This is a genomic window from Sphingomonas arabinosi, from assembly GCF_036663715.1.
In the GTDB taxonomy this organism is placed as follows: domain Bacteria; phylum Pseudomonadota; class Alphaproteobacteria; order Sphingomonadales; family Sphingomonadaceae; genus Sphingomonas.
In genome coordinates this window covers 343710-358859 of the sequence record NZ_JAXOJN010000001.1, presented here as the reverse complement: position 1 = coordinate 358859, position 15150 = coordinate 343710, and the positions used below count along the sequence as shown (strand labels likewise).

Annotated in this window: 12 protein-coding genes; 4 read left to right on the top strand and 8 right to left on the bottom strand. The window is 65.7% G+C overall.

Annotated features, from left to right (window positions below; genetic code table 11):
* Window positions 1-217: 217 nt before the first annotated feature.
* The gene (locus tag U1708_RS01635) at window positions 218-3496 is read left to right on the top strand and encodes a PAS-domain containing protein (protein ID WP_332742066.1); all 3279 of its coding nucleotides are present in this window, start codon (window positions 218-220) and stop codon (window positions 3494-3496) included.
* Between the two features lie 152 nt (window positions 3497-3648).
* On the opposite strand, the gene U1708_RS01630 is transcribed toward U1708_RS01635, so the two are convergent.
* Window positions 3649-4272 (bottom strand): response regulator transcription factor, encoded by a 624-nt coding sequence (locus U1708_RS01630; protein ID WP_332742064.1) that lies wholly within the window; start codon window positions 4270-4272, stop codon window positions 3649-3651.
* On the bottom strand, window positions 4269-6224 hold the full coding sequence (gene acs / locus U1708_RS01625) for an acetate--CoA ligase (protein WP_332742062.1): 1956 nt from the start codon (window positions 6222-6224) through the stop codon (window positions 4269-4271). The genes U1708_RS01630 and acs overlap by 4 nt, the downstream gene beginning before the upstream one ends.
* A 154-nt stretch (window positions 6225-6378) precedes the next feature.
* Between acs and U1708_RS01620 the strand changes: the two genes are divergently transcribed.
* Together U1708_RS01620 and U1708_RS01615 are read left to right on the top strand one after the other, a co-directional pair.
* A complete protein-coding gene (locus tag U1708_RS01620) occupies window positions 6379-7842 on the top strand; it encodes a DcaP family trimeric outer membrane transporter (RefSeq protein WP_332742060.1) in 1464 nt (487 codons plus the stop codon).
* Between the two features lie 49 nt (window positions 7843-7891).
* The gene (locus U1708_RS01615; RefSeq protein WP_332742058.1) at window positions 7892-9559 is read left to right on the top strand and encodes an MFS transporter; all 1668 of its coding nucleotides are present in this window, start codon (window positions 7892-7894) and stop codon (window positions 9557-9559) included.
* A gap of 127 nt (window positions 9560-9686) precedes the next feature.
* Here the strand turns inward: U1708_RS01615 and U1708_RS01610 are convergent, their stop codons facing one another.
* The 3 genes from U1708_RS01610 to U1708_RS01600 all read right to left on the bottom strand — a co-directional run bounded on the left by U1708_RS01610 (window position 9687) and on the right by U1708_RS01600 (window position 11019).
* On the bottom strand, window positions 9687-10328 hold the full coding sequence (locus U1708_RS01610; protein WP_332742056.1) for a hypothetical protein: 642 nt from the start codon (window positions 10326-10328) through the stop codon (window positions 9687-9689).
* A 23-nt stretch (window positions 10329-10351) separates the two neighbouring features.
* Window positions 10352-10663, bottom strand: a complete 312-nt coding sequence (locus U1708_RS01605) for a hypothetical protein (RefSeq protein WP_332742054.1) — start codon at window positions 10661-10663, stop codon at window positions 10352-10354.
* A gap of 86 nt (window positions 10664-10749) precedes the next feature.
* Window positions 10750-11019, bottom strand: coding sequence for a GlsB/YeaQ/YmgE family stress response membrane protein (locus tag U1708_RS01600; protein ID WP_307087214.1), 270 nt, complete (start codon window positions 11017-11019; stop codon window positions 10750-10752).
* Between the two features lie 172 nt (window positions 11020-11191).
* On the opposite strand from U1708_RS01600, the gene U1708_RS01595 reads away from it, so the two are divergent.
* Window positions 11192-12667 carry a PAS domain S-box protein gene (locus U1708_RS01595; RefSeq protein ID WP_332742051.1) on the top strand — a complete coding sequence of 492 codons (1476 nt, stop codon included), beginning with the start codon at window positions 11192-11194 and terminating at the stop codon, window positions 12665-12667.
* A 6-nt stretch (window positions 12668-12673) separates the two neighbouring features.
* Here U1708_RS01595 and U1708_RS01590 read toward each other — a convergent pair whose 3' ends face one another.
* From U1708_RS01590 to U1708_RS01580, 3 genes are all read right to left on the bottom strand, one after another.
* A complete protein-coding gene (locus U1708_RS01590; protein ID WP_332742590.1) occupies window positions 12674-13870 on the bottom strand; it encodes a multidrug effflux MFS transporter in 1197 nt (398 codons plus the stop codon).
* A 140-nt stretch (window positions 13871-14010) separates the two neighbouring features.
* Window positions 14011-14766, bottom strand: a complete 756-nt coding sequence (locus U1708_RS01585) for a class I SAM-dependent methyltransferase (RefSeq protein ID WP_332742049.1) — start codon at window positions 14764-14766, stop codon at window positions 14011-14013.
* A gap of 66 nt (window positions 14767-14832) precedes the next feature.
* Window positions 14833-15105: a DUF1488 family protein gene (locus U1708_RS01580; protein ID WP_307087222.1), complete on the bottom strand. Its 273-nt coding sequence runs from the start codon at window positions 15103-15105 to the stop codon at window positions 14833-14835.
* Window positions 15106-15150: the final 45 nt, after the last annotated feature.

The window sequence follows — 15150 nt, the reverse complement described above, 5'->3', positions numbered from 1 at the left end:
AATTTCCAAGCAGGCTCCCGGTAGTGTTCCGACGCGGGAGCGGTGCGGCGATAGCGCGGGCGGATGACCGGTGCAAGCCGCTAGCCACAGCGCCCCCTCACATACCTATCGACGGCGGACGCGTGTCCTGTGCTAGATCGTTGGTTCCATCCTGAACCGGAGCGCTGCCATCGTCGGGCCAAGTGTCATCGTCGCGATCCTGACCTACGGCGCGCTGTTGTTCGGGATTGCCTGGATCGTCGACCGTCGCGGGCTGTCGACGCGGCTCCAGCGGATCGCCTATCCGCTGTCACTTGCGGTGTATTGCAGCAGCTGGACGTTCTTCGGCGGGGTCGGCACGGCGGCGACGCGGGGGTGGGATTACCTCGCCATCTATCTCGGGCCGGCTTTGGTGTTCCTGCTAGCGCCGAAGTTTCTCGCGCGGCTGGTGCAGCTGGCGCGCGAGGAAGGGTCGAGTTCGATCTCGGACTTTATTTCCGCGCGCTATGGGCGCAGTCGGGGGACTGCGGCGATCGTCGCGGGAACGGCGCTGCTCGCGTCGGTGCCGTATATCGCGCTCCAGTTGCGGTCGGTGACGCTCAGTTTCGGTGCGATTGCCGGTGTCGGGAGTTCGGCGGAGGTCGGCACGTTCGTCGCACTGCTGCTCGCGGTGTTTGCGATCGTCTTTGGCGCCCGACGATATGAAGTTGCGGGGCGCAATCCCGGCGTGGTCGCGGCGATCGCGGCGGAGTCGCTGATCAAGCTGCTGTGCTTCATCGTGCTCGGGGTGGTGACGATGGCGCTGCTCGCCGACGTACCGGCGACGACGATCGAGGCACCTTTGGCCCGGCTCGAGACGGGCTTTACCTGGGCAACGCTGACATCTGATTTCTGGGTGCGGACGCTGTTGTCGGCGCTGGCGATCCTGTGCCTCCCCCGGCAATTCTATGTCGGGGTGATCGAGGCGCGCGGTCCCGATGCGGTGGCGCGGGGGCGCTGGCCGTTCATCGCCTATATGGTGGTGATCTCGCTGCTGGTCCTGCCGCTGGCGCTGGCAGGGATGACGCTGCTGCCGGGCGATGCCGAGCCCGATCTGTACGTGCTCGCGGTGCCGTTGCAGCAGGGCGAGAACCTCGTCGCGCTGATCGCGTTCATCGGCGGGTTCTCGGCAGCGACGGCGATGGTAGTGGTCGAGACGATCGCGCTGTCGACGATGGCGACCAACGACCTGCTCGCGCCGCTGCTGCTCCGACGGCACGGTGAGGCAGGCGAGGGCGAGCTTGGGCGGCGGATGTTGCGCGTGCGGCGGGTCATCATCGCCGCGATCGTCGCGGTTGCGCTACTATATGGCCGGAGCCTCGGCGCGGACCTGCCGCTCGCCTCGATCGGGCTGATCGCGTTCGCAGGCGTCGCGCAGTTCGCGCCTGCGTTGATCGCGACGGTCGGCTGGAACTTCGCCAATCATACCGCGGCGCGTGCCGGGCTGATCGGTGGGGTGATCGTCTGGATCTACTGCCTGTTGCTGCCGTCGATCGGCGAGAGCATCGGCCCGATGCTGGCGCAATTCACGCGCGGCTGGCTCGATCCGGACGCGTTGCTCGGCTGGCGGATCGGCTCGCCGCTGGTGAATGGCACGGTGTGGAGCCTGGGTGTCAACGTCGCGCTGATGACGGGCTTGCACCTGCGCGAGCGGCACCGGGGAAACGCCGCGCTCGACCACGTCACGACGCTCGGCGAATTGCGGATGCTGGTCGCTCGGTTCGTCGGCGACGGCGAGGCGGAGGCGATCGGCGTGGCATCGCCAGACCTGCGTGCGCCGATCGATGGTCCCGCCGCACGCACGGCCGAGCGGCTGATCGCGGGCGTCATCGGTGCTCCGTCGGCGCGGAAGATCGTCGCGTCGAGCATTGCTGGATCCGCAATCGACGTCAGCGACGTGGTACGCCTCCTCGACCAGCGCGGGCGCTCGCTGCGGTTCTCGCGGACGTTGCTGTCGGCAACGCTGGAGACGATCGATCCGGGGGTTAGCGTGATTGACGCAGACCTGAGGCTAGTCGCGTGGAATCCGCGCTATGTCGAGATGTTCGACTATCCCGAGGGGTATGTCGTGGTCGGTTGCTCGATCGCCGACCTGATCCGCTACAATGCCGAGCGCGAGGGGGTCGGCGATATCGCGGCGCATGTCGGGCGGCGGGTGGCACATCTCGCGCGCGGCACGCCGCACAGTTTCGAGCGGCAGCGGCCGTCGGGGCGCTGGATCAAGATGGTCGGGCGACCGATGCCGGGCGGCGGGTACGTGCAGAGTTTCACGGATATTACCGCGGAGAAGGAGGCGCAGGCTGACCTAGAGGCGCGGGTTGCGGCGCGGACGCAGGATCTCGCCCAGTCGAACGCCATGCTGGACGAGGCGCGCGCGGTCGCGGAGACCGCGACGCGCGACAAGACGCGGTTCCTTGCCGCGGCGAGCCATGATTTGCTGCAGCCGTTGCACGCGGCGCGGCTGTTCTGCGCTGCACTGGACGAAGGCAAGGCACCGCATCAGGGCGAACTGGTGCGCGCGATCGATGGCGCGATCGGATCGGCGGACACGTTGCTGCGCGCGCTGCTCGACGTGTCGCGGCTCGATGCGGGGGGCGTGGTGCCGAAGGTCGAGCGGTTCGCGGTTGGCGCGCTGATCGAGGAGTTGGCGGCGCAGTTCCGCCCGTTGGCGGGCGAGCGTGGGCTGGTGCTGGCGTCGCATCCGGGCGCGTTCAGCGTGGCCACCGATCGATCCTTGCTTCGCTCGATCCTGCAGAATTTCCTGTCGAACGCGGTGCGTTATTCGGCGGATGGGCGGATCTGGATCGGCGCGCGGCGGCGGGGTGGCGACGTGCTGATCGAGGTTCGCGACAATGGGCCGGGGATCGCGGCGGCGGACCGCGAGCGAATCTTCGAGGAGTTCGAGCGGCTGGAGAGCAAGGGGAGCGCGGGCGGTGGCGTCGGGCTGGGGCTGGCGATCGTCCGGAGGATCGCGCGGTTGCTTGGGGTGGCGGTGGAGTTGCGGTCCGAGCCGGGGCGGGGGACTACGTTTGCGGTGCGCGTGCCGCTTGCGCCTGCAGGGTTCGACGTGCCGCTGCCGACGCCCTCGGCGGCGCGCGCGCTGGTGCCGGGGTTGCGGGTACTGTGTCTCGATAACGACGCGACGATCCTCGCGGCGCTCGACGCGGCGTTGCGTGCGCGGCGGTGCGTGCCGTTATTGGCCGCGACGATCGCCGAGGCGATGGAATTGGCTGCGGACGAGGAGCCGGATGTGGCACTGGTCGACTTCCACTTGGACGAAGAAGAGGACGGGCTCGACGTGGTCGCGCGGTTGCGGGCGATGACGCCGGCTCCGGCGATCGCGCTGGTGACCGCGGACCGTGCGGCGGTGGAGGATGTGCGGTGTACGGGGCTGGTCGTGCTGACCAAACCAGTTGAACCCGCGGATCTGTGGCGGTTCATCGAGGAGGCTTCGGCGGCCGCGGCGCAGGGCAGTTGAGCCTCTTCGGATCCTCCCCCGCCAGGGGGAGGATTGAGCCACGGACACAGCACGTCATCCTGACGAAAGTCAGGATCCAGGGTACCGGCGGCATCGATTGTGGCTCTGGGCCCTGACTTTCGTCAGGGTGACGGTGGGGGGAGATGGCGCGGCTAGTCGGCGAAGTGGATGTCCATCGCCCTCGCCGCAAGCACCGCCTGGGTCCGGTTCTGAACCCCCAGTTTGCGCAGGATGGCGGTCATGTGACCCTTTACCGTGCCTTCGGAGACGCCGAGATCGAACGCGACCTGCTTGTTCAGGCGGCCGGCTAGCACGCCGAGCAGCACCTTCAGTTCGGTCGGTGTGAGGCTGGCGACGCGGGTGGACATCTCGTCGACCGGCGCGCCTTCAGTTGGCGCGTCGCGTTCGCCCGCCAACGCGCGGGCGACCGCGTTTTCCAGCGTGGCGAGGTCGGCGGTCTTCGAAACGAAGCCAATTGCGCCATAGGCACGCGCGCGGGGCGCCGCCTCGGCCTCGTCCGCCGAGGAAATCACCATGATCGGCGTATCGGGGCGTTCGGCGTGGAGTAACGCGACACCGGCAAATCCTTCCGATCCCGGCATCCGCAGATCGAGCAGGATCAGGTCGAGCCGCTCGGCCCCCCGCACCGCATCGACCGCCTCGCAAAGCTGCCCCGCCTCGATCACCACCGCGTCGGGCGCGGCGCGGCTGACCGCCAGTTTGAGCGCCTGGCGGAACAGCGGGTGGTCGTCGGCGATGAGGATCGTGCGCGTCATGCCGGGACTGAAGTGGCCTCCTCGCGTCCTGCGATCAAGGCATCGACCACCGCGGGATCGGCGAGCGTCGAGGTGTCGCCGAGCTGGTCCAGCTGGTTCTCCGCGATCTTGCGCAAAATACGCCGCATGATTTTGCCCGAGCGCGTCTTGGGCAGGGCGGGCGCGAACTGGAGGATGTCGGGGGTCGCGATCGGGCCGATCTCGCGGCGGACCCACTGGACCAGCTCCTTGCGCAAGTCCTCGCTCGGCTCGGCGTTCGCGTTGAGCGTGACATAGGCGTAGATGCCCTGGCCCTTCACGTCGTGCGGCATGCCGACGACTGCGGCTTCGGCGACCTTCGAATGCGCGACCAGCGCGCTCTCGACTTCGGCGGTGCCCATGCGGTGGCCGCTGACGTTGATGACGTCGTCGACGCGGCCGGTGATCCAGTAATAGCCGTCGTCATCGCGGCGGCAGCCGTCGCCGGTGAAATACTTGCCGGGGTAGGTCGAGAAATACGTCTGGAAAAAGCGATCGTGATCGTTCCACACGGTCCGCATCTGGCCCGGCCAGCTGTCGGCAATGACGAGATTGCCCTCGACCGCGCCGTCGAGGATTTTGCCCTCCGCGTCAACCAGTTCGGGCATCACGCCGAACAGCGGCTTGGTCGCGCTGCCCGGCTTGAGCGCGGTGGCGCCGGGCAGGGGGCTGATCATGTGCCCGCCGGTTTCGGTCTGCCACCAGGTGTCGACGATCGGGCAGCGGCCGTCGCCGACGACGTTATGATACCAGTTCCACGCCTCGGGATTGATCGGTTCGCCGACCGAGCCGAGCAGGCGGAGCGACTTGCGGCTGGTGCGCGTCACCCAGTCGTCGCCCTCGCGCATCAGCGAGCGCAGCGCCGTCGGGGCGGTGTAGAGGATGTTGACCTGGTATTTGTCGACGATCTGCCAGAACCGGCTGTGATCGGGGTAGTTCGGCACGCCTTCGAACATCACCGTCGTCGCACCGTTCGCGAGCGCACCGTACAGCGAATAGGTGTGGCCGGTGACCCAGCCGACATCGGCGGCACACCAGAAGATCTCGCCCGGGCGGTAATTGAAGACGTACTCATGTGTCATCGACGCCCACACCAGATAGCCGCCGGTCGAGTGGAGCACGCCCTTGGGCTGGCCGGTCGAGCCGCTGGTGTAGAGGATGAATAGCGGGTCCTCGGCATTCATCGGCTCGGGTGCGCAGTCGGTCGACTGGCCCTCGACGCACTCATGATACCAATAGTCGCGGCCTTCGGTCATCGTGACCTTGCCGCCGGTGCGGCGGACGACGATGACCGCCTCGACTGCAAGGTCGCCGTGATCGAGCGCGGCGTCGACATTGGCCTTGAGCGGCACGGTCTTGCCACCGCGCAGGCCTTCATCGGCAGTGATGACGATGCGGCTGTCGCAGTCGTGGATGCGGTTGCACAGGCTCTCGGGCGAGAAGCCGCCGAACACCACCGAATGGATCGCGCCGATCCGCGCACAGGCGAGCATCGCGAACGCCGCCTCGGGAATCATCGGCAGGTAGATGGTGACGCGGTCGCCCTTCTTTACGCCGCGCGCCTTAAGGCAGTTGGCGAGTCTCGACACCTCGTCGCGCAGTTCGGCGTAGCTGATCTTGCGGGATTCGTCGGGGTTGTCGCCTTCCCACAGGATCGCGGTCGCGTCCGGTCGCGCGTCGGCGTGGCGATCGACGCAGTTGGCTGCGACGTTGAGCTGCCCGTCCTCGAACCAGCGAATGTGGAAGTCGCTCTCGTCGAACGACGTGTCCTTGATCTTGGTCGGCGCGACGATCCAGTCGAGGCGCTTGGCCTCCTTCGCCCAGAACGCGTCGGGATCGGTCGCGGCCTCGGCATACATCCGGTCATAGGCGGCGGCGTCGATCAGGGCGTCCTTCGCCCATTCTGTGGAGACGGGATAGCTGGCCTCGGTCATCTGGCTCTCCTTTTGCCGCGCTGTACGCGGTCGCGTTCGGGCGATCATCCCGCACCAAAGTAAGGGATGGCCCAGCGTTCGCAATGCGCCATGATCACGACGCTCATTCCACGCGTAAGACCAGTGGAAGAGCGCGGAGACGGGGATGACACCGATGGCATTCAAGACGAGGCTGGCCTTGACCGCGTTGCTTGGCGGAACTGCGCTGGTACCGGGTATGGCGCAGGCGCAGACGGCACGCGAGATCGAGCTCGAGACACGGTTGAAGGCGCTCGAAGCGGCGGTGCAGGATCTGCGCGGCGAGCTGACCGCGGCACGCGCGACGTCTGCGGCACCGATCGCCTCGACCTCAACGAACGCGGCTCCGATGAGCGCGCCTCCCATGACCGCCAATCCCATGACCGCGTCGTCGATGAGCGCGGCACCCGCGTCGCCAGGCCGATCGCCCGGCGCGACCAATGTGGCCGAGGCCAGGCCTGCCGCGACAAAGTCGGCACCGACCGACGGTTTTCGCGTCGGGAACACCACGGTCAAGCTGGGCGGCTTCGTTCGCCTCAACGTCATTGCCAGCCGCTACAGCGATGGCGAGGTCGCGGTCGGCGGGCTGGGCAAGGAATTCTTCCTGCCGCAGCAGATTCCGGTCGGTGGCGGGTTCTCCAGCCAGGATCTGCTCCTTTCCGCGCGCCAGACCCGCCTGCAGTTCAGCACGGCGACCCCGATGAACGGCACCGAAATCAAGACGCTTGTGGAGTTCGATTTCGCGCTCGCGACGGCGCCGGTCGGCGCGCAGCGCGCGACCAATCCCTACACGCCCACCTTCCGCCGTGGCTTCATCGAATATGGCAATTTGCTGGTCGGGCAGGAATGGTCGACCTTCCAGAACATCGCGGTGCTGCCGGAAACGACCGATTTCGTCGGTCCGCTGGATGGCACGGTATTCAATCGCCAGGCGCTGGTCCGTTATTCCATCCCCTTGCGACCCGGGCTGACGTTGCAGATCGCGGCCGAGAACCCCGAAACGGAAACCGCGTTGCCGGCCAACGCGGCACTGGTCGACACGGACGACGATCGCCTGCCCGACGTGGTGGCACGCGTGAACTGGAAGCCGACATTCGGCGATTTCGCGCTGGCCGGCATCGCGCGCGAGCTGCGGACCGATACGCTAGGCAGCGACGATACCGCCTTCGGCTGGGGCGTTTCCGGGTCGGGCAAAATTCCGATCGGCAAGCGTCATGACCTGCGCTTCATGGCGACCTACGGGCAAGGCATCGGCCGGTACCTAGGATTGGGATACGTCCCCGACGCAATCTACGGCGGCACCGCGACCCGGCTCGAGCGGATCGACAATTTCGCGGCCTTCGCGGCGTTCCGTATCGGCTGGACCGATGCGATCCACTCGACGGTCATGGGCAGCTACCAATCGGCCGATTATCCAGCCGGCGTGATCGTCACGGGACTGGCCAATGCCAAGTCCTATGGCGGCGCGGGCAACCTGTTCTGGTCGCCGGGCAAGGGCTTCGACATCGGCGTGGAATATCGCCACGCCGTCCGCGAGCTGGTTTCGGGCGACACCGGCGCGCTCGACCGCCTCGAATTCGCGTTCAAATACGGGTTCTGATTGCCCAACGCTCCAGAATCCCCACCGCTCCACCTGAGAGGATACCGCCATGGCAACGACAACCGGGGACGCATCGCCCCTTGGTCACGTGAAGCAGAGCCAGCCGTTGATCATCATCGCATCTTCCTTGGGTGCGGTGTTCGAATGGTATGATTTCTACCTCTACGGCCTGCTCGCGACGATCATCACCGCGCAGTTCTTCTCGGGCGTCAACGAGACGACCGGGTTCATCTTTGCGCTGGCAGCGTTCGCGGCCGGGTTCGCGGTGCGGCCGTTCGGCGCGCTGGTCTTCGGGCGGATCGGCGATGTCGTCGGGCGCAAGAACACCTTCCTCGTGACGATGGCGATCATGGGGCTTTCTACGTTCCTGGTCGGTTTGCTCCCCAGCTACGCCTCGGTTGGCGTCGCCGCACCGATCGCGCTGGTCGTGCTGCGGTTGTTGCAGGGCCTCGCGCTCGGCGGCGAATATGGCGGTGCCGCGACCTACGTCGCCGAGCATGCGCCAGACAAGAAGCGCGGGCTGTTCACCAGCTTCATCCAGACCACCGCCTCGCTTGGCCTGTTCGCGGCGCTGCTGATCGTCATCGGCGTGCGCACTTTGGTCGGCGAAGAAGCGTTCGCGGCTTGGGGCTGGCGGATTCCGTTCATCGTCTCGATCGCGTTGCTCGCGGTGTCGCTCTGGATCCGCATGCAGCTCGAAGAGAGCCCGGTGTTCCAGAAGATGAAGGACGAGGGCAAGACCTCGAAGGCGCCGCTGACCGAAGCGTTCGGGCAGTGGAGCAACCTCAAGGTCGTGCTGATCGCGCTGTTCGGTGCGGTCGTCGGCCAGGGCGTCGTGTTCTACACCAGCCAGTTCTACGCGCTGTTCTTCCTCGAGAAGAATCTCCGCGTCGACGGGCCCACCACCAACATCCTGATCGCGATCGCACTGCTGATCGCCACGCCCGCGTTCATCTTCTTCGGCTGGCTGTCGGACAAGATCGGGCGCAAGTGGATCATCCTGACCGGCTGCGCGCTCGCCGCGCTGACCTACATGCCATTGTTCCATGCGCTATCGAAGGCCGCCAATCCGGCGCTCTATGCGGCACAGGCCAATTCGCCGGTCACTGTGGTGGCTAACCCCGACGAGTGTTCGGTCCAGTTCGATCCGGTCGGCAAGAACAAGTTCGACAGCAGCTCGTGCGACATCGCCAAGTCGTATCTCGCAAAGGCGGGCATCTCGTACACCAACGTGATCGCACCGGCAGGCACCGTCGCGCAGATCAACATTGGCGGTGCGACCATCCCGGTCGTCAACCCGGCGGTGGTTTCGGGGCCCGAAAAGGCGGCGGCGATCAAGACGTTCGGTACCGAAGTGAAGACCGCTCTTACCGCGGTCGGCTACCCCGAAAAGGCTGACCCGGCGCAGATCAACAAGCCGATGGTCATCGCGATCCTCGTCCTGCTCGTGCTGTACGTAACGATGGTCTACGGCCCGATCGCGGCGTTGCTGGTAGAGCTGTTCCCGACGCGGATCCGCTACACCTCGATGTCGCTGCCCTATCATATCGGCAATGGCTGGTTCGGCGGGTTCCTGCCGACCGCGGCGTTCGCGATGGTCGCGGCGACCGGGGATATCTATTATGGCCTCTGGTACCCGATCCTCGCCTGCGCGGTGACGGCGGTTGTGGGGCTAGTGTTCCTGCCCGAGACGTTCCGCCGATCGCTGCACAGCTAGCTCCTTAGCCTAGCATTGAACGACGAAGGGGTCGGTTTGGTTGAACCCAAACCGACCCCTTCGCTATTTCGACGCTGGCACGCCCACCGCCCGATACGCTGGCGGGCAAGGATGGTGAAGGCGTCGTTCAGTAGGTCGTAGAGTTCGTCGACGATACCGAACCATAGCGGCCACGCTCGGCAACCACTTCGTCGCGCGTGTACGCAGGCGCCGCCTCGTCGAAGCGCGACCAGCCATCCTGGCGATACGCCGCACCACGCGTAGTCGCATCGACCGAACGATGGCGATCGAGCACCGCTTCGGCCTCGGTGGCCAGACTGTCGTCGACGCGTGCGCTCAGCAAGGTACCGCCGCGACGGACGCCTTCCGAATAGACATGGGCTTCGTCATCGGTGTGACCCGCGTCCTTCAGTGCACCGACGATCGTACCGGTTGCAGCACCGCCAGCCGCACCGATGCCGGCACCGACCACGGTCGATGCGAGCCAACCAGCCGCGACGATCGGTCCCAAGCCCGGGATCGCGAGCAGGCCGAGCCCGGCGAGCAGGCCACCGACCCCGCCCACGGCCGCACCAGTCGAGACACCGCGGCTGACGTCGCCGCGATCGTTGACGTCGTCTAGCGACGTGTCGTGATCGCCGTGCGCGCCGTCGGCGTTGTTCGCGACGATGCTGATCGAGTCATGCGATACGCCGATGCGCTCCAGATCGTTCAGCGCGGCCTTGGCATCCGAGTAATCGTCGAACAGGCGGGTAAGGGTCTTGGTCATCGTTTCTCTCCTGGGAAAATGGATCAACGCGCGGTCACGTTGCCCTTGTAGTCGAGCCCGACATTGACCTTCTTGCCGGCCTTGGTCGCGCTGCCGCGCCAGACGCCGTCCTTGTCCTTCGCCAGGCGCGAAACCGACTGATAGCCGGCCTTGGTCAGGCGACCGCGGGCCTGGTCCTCGGAGAAGGAATTGGCGCCCTTGGCCGGGGCCGCGACATGGGCGGCATCGTTATTCTTGACGGCGGGGTTGTGTGCGCCGGCGTGCGTCGCGGTCTGGGCGAGGGCGCTGGAGGCCAGCAGTATTGCGCCGCATGCCATGGATGCTCGAACGGCCATGATACTCTCCTAAGCCTTTGGTTTTTGAAACGGGGGCGTTCGCGGGGTGGGAGGCGGCATGTCGACCACGCCGCCTCCCGGTCCGATCAGCGAACCGTACCGCGACGAAACATGTTGACGATCGCGAGCAGGATCACCGCGCCGACCAGCGAGATCAGGATCGACTGGATATTGACCGCGCCGTCCATGATCGATGCGCCACCGATCAGCGGCGTGATCAGGAAGCCGGCCAGCAACGCGCCGACGATACCGACGACGATGTTAAGGAAGATACCCTGCTGCGCATCGGTGCGCATGATCATGCTGGCAACCCAACCGATGAGGCCGCCGACTATTAGGAGGATGATGAGGTTCATAGTGAGGTTCCTGGATGGTGATTGTACAGGAGGCTCAACAGTCGGGATCGTTGATCCGTTCAGTTTCGGCCGATATGCCGGCTTTTGCTATTGGTGCTCACATACCGGGTGCGTTGGTACAAATGTGGCAGCCGGCGCGGAACCGGAGCCCCCTTTTGCTCGCTCAACCGGCATGACCAAGACCAACGGCAAGCCGCTTCATGCCCCGACGCTGCATCACCTCGAACAGCTCATGACCGGGTTGCTCGAAGGGGTGATCCTGATGGATCCGACCGGCATGATCCTCAGCGCGAACCCGGCGGCGTTGAAGATGCACGGCGTCAGGGCGTTGGCCGATCTGGGCGAGACCGCTGACGATTACGCGGCGCGCTTCCGGTTGCGGTACCGAGACGGTCGCAAGCTGCCACGCCGCGAATACCCGTTGATGCGGCTGCTAGCCGGCGAAAGCTTTCCCGACCTGATCGTCGAGGTCTCGTCGCCGGATGCGGACGAGCCGCGCTGGGTGCATCAGGTCCGCGACATCGTCATGGACGAGGACGGCGGCGATCCCGATTGCCTGGGGATGGTCATCAACGACGTCTCCGAACGGTTCGATGCGGAGGACCGGTTCGAGGCGATGTTCCATGCGAACCCCGCCCCTGCCCTCATCATGCGGGTCGCCGACCAGCGCTATGTGCTGGTCAACCAGGGGTTCCTCGATCTGTCCGGCTACGACCGAGACCAGATCGTCGGCAAGACGCTGTTCGATCTCGACTTCCTCGCCGAGGTCGAGCGCAAACCGTTCGTCAAGGAACGCGTCGCCGCCGGCAAGACCGTCCCGCAACTGGAGGCGGAGCTGCCGCTCGCGGGGGGCGACAAGACGCTGGTCATCCTCGCGGGCCAGCCGATCGAACTCGCCAACGAAGACTGCCTGCTGTTCACGTTCGCCGACCTCGAACCCCGGCGTCGCGCGCAATTGGCGTTGCAGGCCAGCGAACGGCATTTCGTGTCGGTGTTCGAGATGGCCCCCGTCGCGATGGTCATCACCAGGGGCGACGAAAACCGCATCATGGAGGTGAACGCCGCGTTCAAGAGCCTCACCGGCTACACCGATCACGCGGTCGTCGACCGGTTCGCGGACGATCTCCAGCTTTGGAACGATGCCGCTCAGCGCGTGGAGCTGGAAACCGAGATCCGCGAGCGGAACGGCATTCGCGGCCAAGACGTCCGCCTGCTCCACAAGAACGGCGAAACACTCGACTGCCTGGTTTCCGCCGAACGGATCAGCATCGACGGCACGCCCTGCGTCTTGTGGCTGTATCAGGACATATCGGCGCGCCGCCGCGGCGAACTCGAACTCGTCGAGGCGATCGACGCGGTGATGAAGGACGCCAACTGGCTCAGCCGGTCGATCATGGACAAGCTGGCGACCCTGCGAAATCCGCGCGCTGGCTCGGGCGCCACGCCCCCGACCACCGAACTCAGCAAGCGCGAGCGCGAGGTTCTCGAACTGATCTGCCAGGACCTCGACGACGCGGCGATCGCCACCCGGCTCGACCTGTCGCGCAATACCGTCCGCAACCATGTCGCGCGGCTCTATGCGAGGATCGGCGTCAACCGGCGCAGCGCCGCGATCGTCTGGGCGCACGAACGCGGCGTCGGGGCGTAACGCGCATCAGGCCTTGTGATGCGCGTGGAACAGCTTGCCGCCTTCGACCACGTACACCACCGCCAGCACGCCGAGTCCGATCGCAAGATAGCCGATCGCCAGCGGATAGGTCGTGCCATTGTACGACTGGCCGATCAGCGACCCGACGATCACCGCGCCGACGCTGGTGATGAACCCCTGGATCGAGGATGCGGTGCCGGCGATATGCCCGACCGGCTCCATCGCCATCGCGCCGAAATTGGAGCCGCACAGGCCGATGCACGTCATGCTCAGCGCCTGGAACAGCATGTAGGTCCACAGCGACTCCGACCCGGCCGCGATCACGCCGATGTGGATCACCGACAGCGCGATCAACCCCAGTACGGCAGCCTGCGATATGAGCCGCGTTCCGAGACGCTCGACCAGCCGACTGTTGGCGAACGACGCGCAGCCCATCGAAAACGCGCAGACCGCGAACAGGATCGTGAACCGCTCGCCGGCATGGAACTCGTCGACGAAGATCTGCTGCGCCGACGAGACGAAGGCGATGATCCCGCCGAACGTCATCGACGCCGCGACCGCATAGCCAGCCGAATACCGGTTGGTCAGCGTCAGCGTGTATGCCTGACGGAGCGACGCGAGCGACAGCGGCGACCGGCGCTCGACCGGCAGCGTTTCACGCAACCGCGTTATCGACCACGCCAGGACGAACGCCGCGAAGCCGGCCAAGGCGTAGAAGATGAACCGCCACGGACCGAATGCGAGCAACACCTGCCCAAGGCTGGGCGCCATGATCGGCACGAGAAAGAAGATCATCTGCGCCACGGACAACGTGCGCGCCATCTGGCGACCCGAATACCGATCCCGCACGATCGCGACCGCGAGTACGCGCGTCGATGCCGACATCAGCCCCTGGAGAACGCGTGCGCCCAACAAGGCTGCAAACGTCTGCGATCCAGCCGCGAAGATGCTCGCCGCGACGAAGCCGGTGAGCGTGACGAGCAGGATGATGCGACGGCCATAGCGATCGGCGAGCGGCCCGTAGACGAGCTGCCCCGCGCCGAAACCGAGCATGTACGCGGTGATGATCCACTGGCGATGGTTCGCGGTGGCGATGCCGAGCTGGTGACCGATATCGGCGAGCGCCGGCAGCATCAGGTCGACGCCGAGCGCGTTGACCGCCATCAGCGCGGCGATGAAGGCGACGAACTCGCCTGGACGCATCAATGGGGCAGCAATTTTGTCGTTCATCGACGTCGCTTAGGACTGTCCCGCCTCGAACGCCACCCGAACGACGGTGGCGGCTTATCGGCGATGGCAACTGATCGACGAGCACGGATGCCGTCGACCAGTCGCCGATGCGCTTACGGCTTTTTGAACTTGTAGACGAACTGGTCGGTCGTGCCGCGGATTGCGGGGTCGAACACCGGCTTGGTATGATCGTCGGCCGGATTACGCAGCACGGTGGACTCGCCAACGAACTTGAACCCTGCCGCCTGGACCTGCGCCTTCACCGCGGCCGGATCGATCCGGTGCCGCGTCTCGGTGCCGCTCAGGCCGCTGCCGGGGGCGTCCGCATGATCGATAACGACGTAGATGCCGCCGCGCTTGAGCATGTTGAACACCGCCTTATCGAATGCCTTCAACGCGCCCTCGCCGCCGCCGTTATTGGCGATGTCGTGGTAATTCTGCACGGTCCAGAACAGGTCGACCGGCTTGGGCGAAGTCGGCAGGTTGGTGGTCTGGACGACGGCGGTAACGTTGGCGAGGTTACGCGCCTGAAGTGCCGGCAGCGTCTTCTCGGCGTATTTTGCGCCGGCCGCTGGCCAGACTGCGTAGACATGCCCCTTGGGTCCGACGACACCGGTGAAGATCCGGGTCCAATATCCCGCGCCTGGCAGGTAATCGATGACGACGTTGCCCGGCCGCACACCGGAGAATGCGAGAACGTCGGCGGCCTTGCGGCGGGCATCGTCGCCTTGCTGGTCGGCACGCGCGGGATTGGCCAGTGCGCTGGTGACCGCGGGACTGACCTTCTGCGCCTGCGCCGCGGTCGTGCCCGCCACGGTGCCCGCCGCGATCGTCATCGCAACCGCGACGCTCGTCCAGATCGATTTCATCATCCGTCTCCCCACCCTCCCGACGACAGTGCCGGATCGATAGGCAGGATCGGCCGGAAGCCGGCGCTAGTCCAGATCGTTTTCGCTGATGACGACGATCTCCTGGTCGGGATCGCGTGCCAGTGCGACGACGCCGAGTTCGGCGATCTCTTCGGCATGCTGTTTGAAGATCGTCACGGCGTCGCCTTCGGGCGATACCGTGCTGAGCGCTTCGAGCACGTCGTACTGGACCGCGAACTGATAGCGCTCTTCGCTCACTTCGGCCTCGAACTCGACCTGGCGCAGGTCGCTGTTGTCCTCGAGAGTCTTCACGTCGATGTTCAAACGGTCTTCGGCCATATCTTCGCTCCTGCTATGCGCCGACAACAGTCCAGGGGCGGAATC

Bases quoted from the DNA above. Each gene is read 5' to 3' on its own strand.
- U1708_RS01630 (WP_332742064.1), bottom strand. From the start codon at position 4,272: ATGACGCGCACGATCCTCATCGCCGACGACCACCCGCTGTTCCGCCAG.
- acs (WP_332742062.1), bottom strand. From the start codon at position 6,224: ATGACCGAGGCCAGCTATCCCGTCTCCACAGAATGGGCGAAGGACGCC.
- U1708_RS01620 (WP_332742060.1), top strand. From the start codon at position 6,379: ATGGCATTCAAGACGAGGCTGGCCTTGACCGCGTTGCTTGGCGGAACT.
- U1708_RS01615 (WP_332742058.1), top strand. From the start codon at position 7,892: ATGGCAACGACAACCGGGGACGCATCGCCCCTTGGTCACGTGAAGCAG.
- U1708_RS01610 (WP_332742056.1), bottom strand. From the start codon at position 10,328: ATGACCAAGACCCTTACCCGCCTGTTCGACGATTACTCGGATGCCAAG.
- U1708_RS01605 (WP_332742054.1), bottom strand. From the start codon at position 10,663: ATGGCCGTTCGAGCATCCATGGCATGCGGCGCAATACTGCTGGCCTCC.
- U1708_RS01600 (WP_307087214.1), bottom strand. From the start codon at position 11,019: ATGAACCTCATCATCCTCCTAATAGTCGGCGGCCTCATCGGTTGGGTT.
- U1708_RS01595 (WP_332742051.1), top strand. From the start codon at position 11,192: ATGACCAAGACCAACGGCAAGCCGCTTCATGCCCCGACGCTGCATCAC.
- U1708_RS01590 (WP_332742590.1), bottom strand. From the start codon at position 13,870: ATGCGTCCAGGCGAGTTCGTCGCCTTCATCGCCGCGCTGATGGCGGTC.
- U1708_RS01585 (WP_332742049.1), bottom strand. From the start codon at position 14,766: ATGAAATCGATCTGGACGAGCGTCGCGGTTGCGATGACGATCGCGGCG.
- U1708_RS01580 (WP_307087222.1), bottom strand. From the start codon at position 15,105: ATGGCCGAAGACCGTTTGAACATCGACGTGAAGACTCTCGAGGACAAC.